General features: G+C 48.8%; 13 protein-coding genes and 4 tRNA genes. 3 read left to right on the plus strand and 14 right to left on the minus strand.

Going from position 1 to position 13,314, the window contains the following annotated elements; genetic code table 11:
• Window positions 1–42 precede the first annotated feature (42 nt).
• Window positions 43–837 carry a cytochrome C assembly family protein gene (locus tag KKH3_RS14740; protein ID WP_039360957.1) on the plus strand — a complete coding sequence of 265 codons (795 nt, stop codon included), beginning with the start codon at window positions 43–45 and terminating at the stop codon, window positions 835–837.
• Window positions 838–906: 69 nt separating this feature from the next.
• On the opposite strand, the gene luxS is transcribed toward KKH3_RS14740, so the two are convergent.
• The 14 genes from luxS to KKH3_RS14810 form a co-directional block, all read right to left on the minus strand.
• Complete coding sequence (gene luxS / locus KKH3_RS14745; RefSeq protein ID WP_010286009.1) at window positions 907–1,422, minus strand: S-ribosylhomocysteine lyase; 516 nt, start codon at window positions 1,420–1,422, stop codon at window positions 907–909.
• Between the two features lie 152 nt (window positions 1,423–1,574).
• Window positions 1,575–3,128 (minus strand): glutamate--cysteine ligase, encoded by a 1,554-nt coding sequence (gshA, locus tag KKH3_RS14750; protein WP_039360960.1) that lies wholly within the window; start codon window positions 3,126–3,128, stop codon window positions 1,575–1,577.
• A gap of 82 nt (window positions 3,129–3,210) precedes the next feature.
• Window positions 3,211–3,639 carry a YqaA family protein gene (locus KKH3_RS14755; protein ID WP_039360963.1) on the minus strand — a complete coding sequence of 143 codons (429 nt, stop codon included), beginning with the start codon at window positions 3,637–3,639 and terminating at the stop codon, window positions 3,211–3,213.
• Window positions 3,636–4,202: a fructose-1-phosphate/6-phosphogluconate phosphatase gene (gene yqaB, locus KKH3_RS14760; protein ID WP_039360966.1), complete on the minus strand. Its 567-nt coding sequence runs from the start codon at window positions 4,200–4,202 to the stop codon at window positions 3,636–3,638. The genes KKH3_RS14755 and yqaB overlap by 4 nt, the downstream gene beginning before the upstream one ends.
• Before the next feature lie 326 nt (window positions 4,203–4,528).
• A tRNA-Arg gene (locus tag KKH3_RS14765) sits at window positions 4,529–4,605 on the minus strand.
• Window positions 4,606–4,794: 189 nt separating this feature from the next.
• Window positions 4,795–4,871 (minus strand) — tRNA-Arg (locus KKH3_RS14770).
• Between the two features lie 70 nt (window positions 4,872–4,941).
• Window positions 4,942–5,018, minus strand: a tRNA-Arg gene (locus KKH3_RS14775).
• An 8-nt stretch (window positions 5,019–5,026) separates the two neighbouring features.
• A tRNA-Ser gene (locus KKH3_RS14780) sits at window positions 5,027–5,119 on the minus strand.
• Between the two features lie 294 nt (window positions 5,120–5,413).
• Window positions 5,414–5,599 carry a carbon storage regulator CsrA gene (csrA, locus tag KKH3_RS14785; protein ID WP_005972168.1) on the minus strand — a complete coding sequence of 62 codons (186 nt, stop codon included), beginning with the start codon at window positions 5,597–5,599 and terminating at the stop codon, window positions 5,414–5,416.
• Window positions 5,600–5,922: 323 nt separating this feature from the next.
• The gene (alaS, locus tag KKH3_RS14790) at window positions 5,923–8,550 is read right to left on the minus strand and encodes an alanine--tRNA ligase (RefSeq protein WP_039360969.1); all 2,628 of its coding nucleotides are present in this window, start codon (window positions 8,548–8,550) and stop codon (window positions 5,923–5,925) included.
• 138 nt (window positions 8,551–8,688) lie between these two features.
• Complete coding sequence (recX, locus tag KKH3_RS14795; protein ID WP_039360971.1) at window positions 8,689–9,177, minus strand: recombination regulator RecX; 489 nt, start codon at window positions 9,175–9,177, stop codon at window positions 8,689–8,691.
• Window positions 9,178–9,222: 45 nt separating this feature from the next.
• Window positions 9,223–10,296: a recombinase RecA gene (gene recA, locus KKH3_RS14800; protein WP_039360973.1), complete on the minus strand. Its 1,074-nt coding sequence runs from the start codon at window positions 10,294–10,296 to the stop codon at window positions 9,223–9,225.
• Window positions 10,297–10,403: 107 nt separating this feature from the next.
• Window positions 10,404–10,898 (minus strand): nicotinamide-nucleotide amidase, encoded by a 495-nt coding sequence (pncC, locus tag KKH3_RS14805; protein ID WP_039360975.1) that lies wholly within the window; start codon window positions 10,896–10,898, stop codon window positions 10,404–10,406.
• Between the two features lie 235 nt (window positions 10,899–11,133).
• A complete protein-coding gene (locus KKH3_RS14810) occupies window positions 11,134–11,469 on the minus strand; it encodes a hypothetical protein (protein ID WP_039360978.1) in 336 nt (111 codons plus the stop codon).
• A 481-nt stretch (window positions 11,470–11,950) separates the two neighbouring features.
• On the opposite strand from KKH3_RS14810, the gene KKH3_RS14815 reads away from it, so the two are divergent.
• The gene (locus KKH3_RS14815) at window positions 11,951–12,439 is read left to right on the plus strand and encodes an SRPBCC family protein (protein WP_039360981.1); all 489 of its coding nucleotides are present in this window, start codon (window positions 11,951–11,953) and stop codon (window positions 12,437–12,439) included.
• Window positions 12,440–12,521: 82 nt separating this feature from the next.
• The gene (locus tag KKH3_RS14820) at window positions 12,522–13,196 is read left to right on the plus strand and encodes a MarC family NAAT transporter (protein WP_010307203.1); all 675 of its coding nucleotides are present in this window, start codon (window positions 12,522–12,524) and stop codon (window positions 13,194–13,196) included.
• Window positions 13,197–13,314: the final 118 nt, after the last annotated feature.

Raw genomic sequence — 13,314 nt, forward strand, 5'->3', positions numbered from 1 at the left:
GATTCTCTATTTTACCTAGTTGATATTTAATAACCTATTTGTATGTCTGTTTTCGCTATTGTGGCGCTTGTCGCCTACACACTCAGCCTCGGACTGATTATCCCCAGTCTGCTGCGCAAGAACAGTGCATATCGTCGGCTGGCAATACTCTCGGCCAGCGCTGCGCTACTCTGTCATGCGGTGGCGCTCTATCAACGCATTTTCGATGTGCAGGTGGGGCAAAACCTCAGCCTGCTGAATATCGGTTCGCTGGTCAGTCTCATTATCTGTACGGTGATGACGATTGTCGCAGCGCGCGATCGCGGCTGGTTTATTCTCCCTGTCGTCTACACCTTTGCGTTGATCAATCTGGCCTTTGCCAGCTTCATGCCGAGTGAATTTATTACGCATCTGGAAGCGTCACCGGGTTTGATGATCCATATCGGTCTGGCACTTTTCTCTTATGCGACCTTGCTGATTGCGGCACTTTATGCGCTCCAGCTTGCCTTGCTTGATTATCTGCTCAAGAACAAAAAGTTGGGGTTTGCAGCTGACATGCCGCCACTGATGGGCATTGAACGTAAGATGTTTCACATCACGCAGATTGGCGTCATCCTGCTCACGTTGACGCTCTGTACCGGTTTGTTTTATATGGATGACCTGATCGATAACAAAGAGAACCTGCACAAGGCCGTCTTCTCCCTGTTTGCCTGGTTCATCTATATTCTGTTGCTCTGGGGGCATTACCACGAAGGGTGGCGGGGACGGCGCGTCGTCTGGTTCAGCCTGATTGGCGCACTGATGCTGACGCTGTCCTACTTCGGCAGCCGGGTTATACAGCACTTCCTCGCGGTCTGACACATTCACGAGCACAAAAAAAGAGAGCCAACATTCGGCTCTCTTTTTTATCTGCGCATATCCAACAAATTAGATATGTAGCTCAGCCAGTTTATCTTTCGGCAGCGCCAGATCGTCATTTTGGTTGATACCAATATCGTGATCCACGATGTGCTGAGCAATTTCCTGCGCTTCCTTCAGTGAATGCATCTCATAGGTGCCACACTGAAATTCGTTCAGCTCAGGAATTTTACGCTGGTCAGTCACTTTCAGAACATCCGCCATCGCCGCTTTCCAGGAATCGGCAACGCGTTGCTCATCAGGCGTACCAATCAAGCTCATGTAGAAACCGGTACGGCATCCCATCGGAGAAATGTCGATAATTTCAACACCATCACCGTTTAAATGATCGCGCATAAAGCCTGCAAACAGGTGCTCTAACGTATGGATGCCGCGCTCTGGCATGACTTCGATGTTCGGACGACAGAAGCGCAGGTCAAATACAGTGATATTGTCGCCATGAGGGGTTTTCATGGTTTTAGCGACCCGAACTGCGGGGGCGGCCATACGGGTATGGTCAACGGTAAAGCTATCTAGTAACGGCATAATGCCACCTCCTCATAGAAAAAATTCATTTTTTCTCGTTTCCGAGAACTTTTCCTTTTTATGCGGGTCTGACTTACTGAAAGACGCGCATTTATTATCATCATCCCTATTAGAGATGTTTATTTGGCCACAGTTTCTGTGGCCTTTTCTTTTTAATGCGTCGCCAGATAGTCGTCAAAACTCATTGTATCTTCAGATTCAATCTGACGTTGACGCTGCCAGGAGCTCTCACTCGCAGCAACCAATTGTTCTTCCGTCAACACCTGCAGCGGCTCACTGCTGAGCATTTTGCGGTATTCTTCCGCTAAATTCAGCCCCACGCTACCATTGCCTTCCTGCTTCATCAACGTTAATAGTCGACCAGAGAATGTCGTTTCTGGATCGTCAAAACCAACAAGTAGCTCATCACATACCTGCTGATAGTGCGGTTGATTGTTTTCAGCATCCAACACTTCCGCAACGCGACGTAAATCCGCAAACAGAGATTTCCCCACCTCAGCAATCGGCTGCTGGATGGTTTCACATCGCATACCCACCGTTTGCCCAGGTTTGCGCCCTTCCAGAATCACTCGGTTCCAGTTTTTACGCGTACACAGCAGCTCATCTGCACTCATTTCCGGCGCATCCGCCAACGCACACCAGATCAGGAATAAATCCAGGAAACGCACCTGACTTTCACTCACTCCGGTCGGAGAGAACGGGTTGATATCCAGTGAGCGCACTTCGATATATTCAATTCCGCCACGCAGCAAGGCATCAGAGGGCGTTTCACCCGCACGCGTCACACGCTTTGGACGAATCGGCGCATAGAGCTCGTTCTCAATCTGTAAGACGTTCGTATTCAATTGTAGATAACGACCATCCTTCTTCATACCAACCTGAGCATATTCTTCAGACGGCGTTTTTATCGCGCGCTTTAATGCGGCGACATAGGTATCAAGATCGTTAAACGTAATCCCCAGATTACTCTGTGATTTATTGGTGTAGCCTAGGTCACTAAGCCGTAGAGAGGTTGCATAAGGCAGATAAAGCATGCCTTTTTCCGTACGCTCAAACGGCAGTGCGGTTTCACGCCCTTTCAGGAAGGAAGAACAGATCGCCGGAGAAGCGCCAAACAGGTAAGGAATCACCCAGCCAAATCGGTAATAGTTGCGGATCAGCCGGAAGTATCCCGCAGAAATGGCTTTTTTCCCGCTTTCTGCATCAGCAACGCCTTCTCGCGCCTGCCAGAATGACAGCGGAAGGGAAAAGTTATAATGCACGCCAGAAATAGTCTGCATCAACGCGCCATAGCGGTTTTTTAGCCCTTCGCGATAAAGCGTTTTGAAGCGCCCAACATTTGATGAACCATACTGCGCCAGCTCGATATTTTGCTCACTGTCGATAAAGCACGGCATGCTCAATGGCCACATCCGCTCGTCACCCAGATTACGGGAAACGTGACGATGAATATCGCGCAGAAACGTCAGCAGGTGATCGACATCTTTGTCGACTGGCGTAATGAACTCCAACAACGCTTCAGCAAAGTCTGTCGTGATCCACGGATGTGCCAACGCCGAGCCCAATATTTCAGGGTGCCCTGTTGTCGCAAGATGTCCGTTTTCTGTTACGCGTAATGTTTCGCGTTCAATTCCACGCTGAATACCCTTCACCGCCAATGGGTGTTTTTCCAGCCAAGAAAGTGCTTCCGAAATGTCCGGGATCAAATCGACCTCCCGTTGTTAAAATGTAATGGTTGTAAGCATAATTGAAACTCAGCAGCACTCACCAGTTCACATTGCAATCTGGTTAAGACCACCACGCCATCCCCTGTAACGTTATACCGGTCAATACGATATACCGCAGCGCTTTTCCAATACCAATGAAAACCGCCGATTGCACCCAGGGCATGCGTAGCCAACCCGCTAACACGCACAATAAATCGCCTACTACCGGCACCCAGCTAAATAACAGCGCAGCACAGCCATAGCGCTGTAACCAGCGCATGGCCACCGTATACCCAGCTTGCTGTTTTGGCTGAGGGAGTAAGCGCCCTATAAAAATATTTGTTAACCCGCCCAGCGTATTTCCTACCGTTGCCACAGCGATCAACAGATAGGGTTTTGCGCTGTCAGCAAGCAATAACGTTACCAGTAGCACTTCCGAGCTACCAGGCAGCAATGTTGCACTGAGCAGACTACTCCAGAAAAGAGAGAAAACAGCCCAGAACTCACTCACAATGTACGGACGTCAACCACGGCCATGTTAGCGCGCTTAGCGGCTTCAATACCGTAGTCCGCATCTTCAAACACAATACAGTGTTCTGGTGCGACAGAAATCAATGTCGCGCAGCGCAGAAAGGTATCGGGGAAAGGCTTATGCTGAATAACATCATCAGCCCCAACGATTGCATCAAAATAATCATTTAACCCCAAATGCGTTAGCAATCTATCAGCCATGCCATGCGTGCTACCCGTGCCAACTGCCATAGGACGCTGTCCGCGATAATGCTTAACAACATCAATCAGCGGCAGTGGTTTTACCGTATCCAGCAGCATTTCCTCAACGACAGCCGTTTTTTCCGCCGCGAGTTGGTGAGGATCAATATCAGCCTGATGGCTGTCGATAATACGCTGTGCAATACGCCAGGTGGGCGAGCCGTTCAATGCAGTCATGGCGCTGGCATCATATCTCATACCATATCGGGCAAGAACCTGAACCCACGCTTTATGGTGCGTCGGTTCGGTATCAAGCAGGGTGCCATCCATATCAAAGATCAGCCCTTGATAGCGATCGTACATCATGGCTCCATGATCACTGAAAAGAGAGCTTACTTTATCGTAAAGTGAAAACGTTGTCGCTGACTCAATAACCTTATAAAAAACAGGTTATTAACTCGATAGTAGTAAGACAGCCTTCATTTACTCGTAGGCTTAATCTCAATAAAAGATAGGAAAGAGGTAAGAATTAATACACGGGAGTGGTGAAAAAATATCGTTCTGATATCAGCAAAATAGAAACCTAGCAGCTGTTGCTGCTAAAAGTAGGTAGAGAGCGGTTGTTAAAACAAAATTACTCTGCGCTTATTGATTAGCACTAAGGCTGGGGTGTTATTTACATCGAGATATGGTGCATCCGGGAGGATTCGAACCTCCGACCGCTCGGTTCGTAGCCGAGTACTCTATCCAGCTGAGCTACGGATGCAGAGTGTGGTGCAGAAATAAAGGGGTGAGCAATTAAACGAGAGACTTAAGAATGGTGTATCCGGGAGGATTACTTGGCTTCGCCTCGCCCTTCGGCGCCGTTGCTAAAGCAACGTTTTCCTCCCTTGTACTTATAGGCCGAATGGGCTGATTACAAGAACAAGATAACAACCTTATCCATATCGAAATATGGTGCATCCGGGAGGATTCGAACCTCCGACCGCTCGGTTCGTAGCCGAGTACTCTATCCAGCTGAGCTACGGATGCATTAATAATTCTTCATCTACGACAAAACTTGCTTTCACTAATTCACTTGCCTTGCAAAGGCAGTATTTAATGGTGCATCCGGGAGGATTCGAACCTCCGACCGCTCGGTTCGTAGCCGAGTACTCTATCCAGCTGAGCTACGGATGCATATTAAATGGCGGTGAGGGAGGGATTCGAACCCTCGATGCAGCTTTTGACCGCATACTCCCTTAGCAGGGGAGCGCCTTCAGCCTCTCGGCCACCTCACCTTACATTACCTGATTCGCTACTAAGAACTTCTTGTTAGTGCTCACCGGTACTGCGTGGCGCACATATTACTTTCCCAGACTTATAAGTCAAACAATTTTTCCCACGTTGTGTTCGTTTGAACAATTCGCATCCAAGACGCGCACTTTCACAACAAAAAGTCTATTTTATCGACAGAAAAACAGGCGGTTACCTTGCCAAAGGCTGCGCACAGTAAAAATGAATATATCGATAAATGTGTGGGGGAAAAGCTGGGAATAACAAGTGCGTCCCGCGAACACGAGACGCATTGTCAATCAATATGACGTTGGTTGAGATTTTTCGGCCTGAATACGCTGATAGATCTCTTCACGGTGGACAGAAACCTCTTTAGGTGCATTAACACCAATACGCACCTGGTTGCCTTTCACTCCTAATACGGTAACCGTTACCTCATCGCCGATCATGAGGGTTTCGCCAACTCGACGAGTCAAAATAAGCATTCTTTGCTCCTTGAAAGATTATAAAGAGTCGGGTCTCTCTGTCTCCCCGCCATTATCCATCATGTGCCGTGAAAACGTAAACCTAGACGATGGTATAACCACACCACCACACCCCGGTTTGTCACTACTTGTTAGTTTAGTCGATATCAGTAGCTTGTGCTTTTGTTATCACAACAACAGGACTGAGCATGTAAAGCTTCAGAATATCTGAAGGTAACACACTTTCTATCCTGCTTGCCGGATCCTTTTCCGCAGACAAAAACGCCACAACCAGAAAGTTATGGCGTTTTGTTGGATAACACGAATGAAACGTTATCTGTCGTTTATAGCTTAGCAGCAACCCAGGATTCAACGCTTGCCAGCGCAGCAGGCAGTGCAGACACGTCTGAACCACCAGCCTGAGCCATATCTGGGCGACCACCGCCTTTACCGCCAACCTGCTGGGCAACAAACCCAATCAGTTCACCAGCTTTTACGCGGTCAGTCAGATCTTTCGTTACACCTGAAATCAAGCTAACCCTGCCTTCTGCCGCCGTTCCGAGAACGATAACAGCAGACCCAAGCTGATTCTTCAGATCGTCAACCATCGTGCGCAGCAGTTTAGGATCCACATTGTCCAGTTGCGTAACCAGCAACTTCACGCCGTTAACTTCTTTTGCTTTGCCAGACAGCGACGAGCTTTCCTGCGCCGCTTGTTGAGCCTTCAACTGCTGAAGCTCTTTCTCCAACGCGCGGGCACGATCCAGAACAGAGCGTACCTTATCCGTCAGGTTGTGACTATCGCCTTTCAGCAATTGCGCGATGTCCTGCAAAACGTCGCTCTGGCGATGTAGCGCGGACAGGGCATTTTCACCCGTGGTCGCTTCAATACGACGCACGCCAGCAGCAGTACCTGACTCAGAAATGATTTGGAACAGACCGATATCACCAGTACGGCTTGCGTGCGTCCCCCCACAAAGTTCAATGGAGAAATCACCCATCGTCAGAACACGGACATGGTCATCGTACTTCTCACCGAACAGCGCCATTGCGCCCTTCGCTCTCGCATCATCCAGCGCCATGACATCCGTTTGCACGGTAAGGTTACGACGGATTTGCGCATTGACGATATCCTCAACCTGACGAATCTGTTCAGGTTTCATCGCTTCCGTATGCGAGAAGTCAAAACGCAGATAGCTATCGTTAACCAGAGAGCCTTTCTGCGCAACGTGGTCGCCCAGAACCTGACGCAGCGCAGCATGCAGCAAGTGCGTCGCAGAGTGGTTCAGACGAATGCGATCGCGGCGTTGACTATCAACATTTGCATCGACACTGTCGTTAACACGCAGCGTACCCTGAGTCAGTTTACCGACATGACCAATTGCCTGACCGTATTTCTGAGTATCCTGAACGGCAAAGCTGACGCCCGCATTTTTCAGTTCGCCCTGGTCGCCAACCTGACCACCGGATTCACCATAAAATGGCGTTTCATTTAGAATCACAACCGCTTCATCACCTGCCGCAATCTGATCAATCGCGTTTCCATTGTGATAAATCGCAATAACCTTCGCTTGCTGCTGCGTTTTTTCATAACCGCAGAATGGCGTGTTTTCATCCACACGGATGAGGCTGTTGTAATCTACGCCGAATCCGCTGGCTTCACGCGCGCGCTGACGCTGCGCCGTCATCGCGGCTTCAAAACCTTCTTCATCAACTTTCAGGCCGCGCTCGCGGCACACATCCGCGGTGAGGTCGACAGGGAAACCATAGGTGTCATACAGGCGGAAGGCTGTTTCACCATCCAGGGTATCCCCTTTCAGGTTTTTAATTTCTTCGTCCAGCAGAGACAAGCCGCGTTCCAGCGTACGGGCAAACTGCTCTTCTTCCGTCTTCAGCGCCTGTTCAACCACTGACTGCTGTTTTTTCAATTCTTCGGCCGCGGGCCCCATGACGTGAATCAGCGGCGCAACGAGTTTGTAGAAGAAAGCATCCGTAGCGCCCAGCATATTCCCGTGGCGTGCAGCGCGGCGGATAATACGGCGCAGAACATAACCACGGTTTTCATTAGATGGCATCACGCCATCGGCAATCAGGAACGCACAAGAGCGGATGTGGTCAGCGATAACACGCAGAGATTTGTTGGTTAAATCTGTCGTTCCGACGGCTTTCGCTACCGCATCAATCAGCGTTTTGAACAAATCAATATCATAGTTTGAATTGACGTGCTGCAAGACGGCAGAAACGCGCTCTAACCCCATGCCGGTATCGACGGAAGGTTTTGGCAGTGGCAGCATTGTGCCGTCAATCTGACGGTTGAACTGCATAAACACCAGGTTCCAGATTTCGATATAGCGATCGCCGTCTTCATCAGGGCTTCCCGGCGGGCCACCTGCGATGTGGTCACCGTGATCGTAGAAAATCTCGGTACATGGACCACACGGCCCCGTTTCACCCATCTGCCAGAAGTTATCAGAGGCGTAAGGTCCACCTTTGTTATCACCAATACGAATAATTCTTTCGCGCGGCACACCAACTTCATCAGCCCAAATGTCGTAGGCTTCATCATCCGTTGCGTACACCGTTACCCACAATTTTTCTTTCGGCAGATTGAACCACTGAGGAGACGTCAGCAGTTCCCACGCATAGCGAATCGCATCATGCTTGAAATAGTCACCGAAGCTGAAGTTACCCAGCATTTCAAAGAAGGTGTGGTGGCGTGCGGTATAACCTACGTTTTCCAGGTCATTATGTTTACCACCGGCACGTACGCAGCGCTGCGAGGTCGTCGCTCGGACATAGCTGCGTTTATCCAGACCGAGGAACACATCTTTGAACTGGTTCATACCCGCATTGGTGAATAACAATGTCGGATCGTTGTTCGGCACCAGAGAGCTGCTATCAACAACCTGGTGTCCCTTACTGTGGAAAAAATCGAGAAACGCTTGACGGATCTCAGCGGTACTCTTGCTCATAATTGTCCTGGAATCAAGCTAGAAGAACAGATCGCGGGCAAGGTTAGTCCAGCATGCTGACGTTACCGAGCAACTCACGAACAAAAAAGTGGGAATAAGATAAATTTTCTTCGATGGGAAGTAAAATCCCGTGTGCGTTCAATCTGAAAAATTCGTATAAATTGACTGGATTTCTTCATGAAAGAAGCCACGATAGAGCAGATATCGCTGATGTTTGACTTTGTCTTTCCATTCATCGGACAGAGGATGCCCGAATTTTCGTTCCACAACCGATTTCGCTAGCGCGCACCAATCGATATCACTCTCGTTTAGTGCTGTGGCTAACGTTGTCTTATCGATTCCTTTCTGACTTAGCTCCATTTTGATCCGCTGGGCACCATAGCCTTTGCGGCTCCGGCTGCTGATATAGCGGCGAGCATAGCGCTCGTCATCCAACCAACCGTGTTCCTTGCAGTACGCAATAGCCGCTTCCACATCTTCTGCCGCAGTTTGGACTGTGGCTTCATCTGCTTCATCTTCTGCGCTTTCTGATTTATATAAATACGCCGCACATTTGCGGCGTATCTCGGTTTCACTATAATCGCGAACAGAAAGCACGTTCATCGCATAGCGTAATGGTTTATTCATTCACCTATCCGCTGGAGTGCTCTGTCACAAGCCACTCAGCCACCATTAAAACTCTTCGTTGCCTTCACCAGCGAATTCATCTTCGTCACGGCCATTTCCCGCTGTGGCTGGCGTCAGCTCATTGCCTTTATGCAGCAGCATTTCACGCAATTTCTTATCCAGTTCCGCAGCAATCGTCGGGTTCTCTTTCAGGAAATTACAGGCATTGGCTTTACCCTGACCAATCTTGTCGCCGTTATAGCTATACCAGGCACCCGCTTTCTCGATCAGCTTGTGTTTCACCCCCAGATCGACCAACTCACCGTGGATATTGATACCTTCGCCGTACAGAATTTGGAATTCAGCCTGTTTGAACGGTGCTGCCACTTTATTCTTCACGACTTTCACGCGAGTTTCGCTGCCGACAACTTCTTCGCCTTCTTTAATAGCGCCAGTACGACGAATATCCAGACGAACAGAGGCATAAAACTTCAGAGCATTACCACCGGTGGTCGTTTCAGGGTTACCGAACATCACACCGATTTTCATACGAATCTGGTTAATGAAGATCAGCAGCGTATTGGCTTGCTTCAGGTTACCCGCCAGTTTACGCATAGCCTGGCTCATCATACGAGCAGCCAGCCCCATATGGGAATCACCGATTTCACCTTCAATTTCGGCTTTCGGCGTTAGTGCTGCAACGGAGTCGACGATGATAACGTCAACAGCGCCAGAGCGCGTTAGTGCATCACAGATCTCCAACGCTTGCTCGCCAGTATCTGGCTGAGAACACAGCAGATTATCGATATCGACACCAAGCTTTTTCGCATAAATCGGATCCAGCGCATGCTCAGCATCGATAAACGCACAGGTTTTGCCTTCGCGCTGAGCGGCGGCAATAACCTGTAAGGTCAGCGTTGTTTTACCAGAAGATTCCGGGCCATAAATCTCAACGATACGCCCCATCGGTAAACCACCGGCACCCAAAGCGATATCAAGTGACAAAGAGCCTGTAGAAATAGTTTCAACATCCATTGAGCGATCCTCGCCCAACCGCATGATAGAACCTTTACCAAATTGCTTTTCGATTTGGCCCAGTGCTGCCGCAAGTGCCTTTTGTTTGTTCTCATCAATAGCCATTTCTGCTCCTGTCATGCGGCGTAAAGCTACTGTCTCTACGCGGCTGCTTAATCATGAATTGCCGAATAATTACTGACATTATACTGTATGCGCATACAGCATCAAGGTTATTTTTTCAGAAACGTGTCGAGCAACGTTTGCAGCGCAAAATGGACCGATTGCAGACGAACCGCGTTTCTGTCTCCGCTGAACCGCATTGTCCGGGTGAATGCCCCCCCCTCTTTGCCTGTGAAGCCAAACCATACCGTACCGACAGGCTTCTCTTCCGTCCCCCCGTCTGGCCCGGCGACACCACTTACTGATATGGAAAAATCAGCATCGACGGCGTGTAACGCTCCTGACGCCATCTCATTAACGACGGCTTCACTCACCGCACCATGCCGTTCCAGTGTCTCTGCGTTCACATTCACCAGACGCTGCTTGGCCAGATTGCTGTATGTCACAAAGCCATAGTCAAACCAGCCAGAGCTACCTGCGATATCGGTAATAGACTTAGCCAGCCAGCCTCCGGTGCAGGATTCTGCACACGTCAACGTGGCACCACGCGCCTTCAATTTCTCACCCACCAAAGCACTTAACCGCAGAATGTCAGCTTCCGTCATTGCCGCCTCATCTTAATCAAGGATTGTTGGGTCAGGGTAACACTTTTCCCCGAAAAAGACGTCCCGCGACACGGTATGCGAAGCGCATAGCAAAGCAGATGAAAAAGGGATGAAAATCGAAGAGGATCGAATAAAACGCCGTCGAAGAATCAGGAAGAAAATAGCGCTACCCTAATAGATTGTCGGTCGGCAGGGATACAGAGGGAATAGGCGCGATTAATAGTAATGAGACAAGTTACATACAGCCAGCGCAACTGGTGCATCGCCAGTCCTGCTTATTTATAGCCCGAAAGAAATATCTAAAATAGCACTCTTCGATAGGGATATTATTTTCTTCAAAGCTATCGGCCAGCCAGTCGATATTTTCCAGAATCCAATCATCCTCATCTAACCCGTCCCGGTACATTTCATCATCAGGATCAATGATAGAGTAAATCCCCATCGTTCCCATATGATTTTCTTTATATTTTTCCGGTAATGTGAACTCTTTTTCTTTATAAGATATTAACCAGTGGCCGTGACAAAGCAGGTTACCATTACGGCTCCACTTAGCAACAAATGGGTTAGTCATATTTATTCCTACCAGCATAAAAGCTGGTTATAAACGTATCGCGAGATATTTATAAAGTATAATTCCCTCACGATCAACATGTCATTTACAAGCCCAAATATAGGGATAACCATCTATTACACCTTAATAGGTATAGAGCCATTAACAATAAATTGATAAATATCAAATCACATAAAAATAAAATATCTAAACAGGGAAATTCAAATAAAAAAAGCCCACTAAAAATAGTGGGCGGGGTACGGCTATTATCGTTATGTAAAAACCCTGGTGTTTTACGGCACTTCATTCGGCTTCTGTCTGACTCTTACAATACTGAGCGAACATTAACGCAACATTAGGCGTGGAAAAATTCTGACGATTGCTGTGATAGCCTGCACCAACACTATCGCCATCGTCTCCGCTTTGCTTCGTTGGTCGAGATCGGTCAGAATGGCGTGTATATGCCCATAAAGGGGTAATAATCCATTAGGGAGGATGACGGGTGTTTCCCTCTTTCTTAAGAAGAACCGCAGCGAAAAACGGCAGCTATGCCAATGAAATCAGCAGCAGCATTACGATCAATCGCCCGGCGGGACGCTTGTTTGATCTCTGGCGCAAACCGGAAACGTTGCCAATCCTGATGGGCCATTTCGCCAGTATCGAGATACTGAACCATACCGATTCCAACTGGCGGATTAACACGCCGATTGGCGCGCTGATTGAGTGGCAGGCTCGTATTATTGATGAAAAACCGGGAGAGTATATCCACTGGCGTTCGCTGGAAGGGGCTCGGGTTCCAAATGAAGGCAGGCTTTCTTTTCAACCTGCCACATCGGAAGCGGGTACAACCGTAACCCTGACGATTCGCTACAATCCACCGGGGGGGTTGATTGGGAAAAAGATCGGCCAAATGTTTGATATGTTTTCTCGCGATATGCTGACAAAAACGCTCTATCGTTTCAAAAAATTGGCGGAGGATGAGCCGGTGTAAGCCGCATCAGACACCATAGCAACAGGTCATCATTGACCGTTTTCCTGAACTGACGCAAGCGCCCCAATAAAAGGAACGTAGAATGCTGGAATTGATTCAAACCATTGGTCTTGGTCTGGTGTTAATCCTGCCACTCGCGAACCCACTGACAACGGTAGCGGTATTTTTAGCGATGTCCGGCAACATGAGCCAAGGGGAACGAAATCGTCAGATCTTCCAGGCCTCGCTCTACGTCTTCATCATTATGACCGTCGCGTACTACGCGGGTCAGGTCGTGATGAATACCTTCGGAATTTCCATTCCCGGGTTGCGCATTGCGGGTGGACTCATCGTAGCATTTATCGGTTTTCGCATGCTTTTCCCTCAGCAAAAGCCAGAACATGCGCCTGAAGTCAAAAGCAAAAAAGAAGAAATCAACGACAGTTTCTCTGCCAATGAGGTCAATATCGCCTTCGTTCCGCTGGCGATGCCCAGCACCGCAGGGCCAGGAACCATTGCCCTCATCATCAGTTCAGCCTCACAAATCAAGAGCGGCGTCGATATCACGCCATGGGTGATTACCGTGGCTCCCGTACTCACGTTTATGTTGATCAGCTTGATCGTCTGGCTCAGTCTGAAAAGCTCAGGCCTGATTATGCGCCTGATCGGGAAAAGCGGCATTGAAGCCATTTCACGGCTGATGGGATTCCTTCTGGTTTGCATGGGCGTGCAGTTCATCATTAACGGTACGCTGGAGATCGTGCATTCTCTCCATTAAGTTGAAACGTTGCCAGATAGTCCAATTAACGTCTATAACTTTGAATAGCGGGGTTTATTTAACGGCCGTAAGCGATGTTCTACCCGTGTGACATAACAACAATAAAGATTAATTTTGC

Origin of the sequence: Pectobacterium actinidiae, assembly GCF_000803315.1 — a bacterium.
In the GTDB taxonomy this organism is placed as follows: domain Bacteria; phylum Pseudomonadota; class Gammaproteobacteria; order Enterobacterales; family Enterobacteriaceae; genus Pectobacterium; species Pectobacterium actinidiae.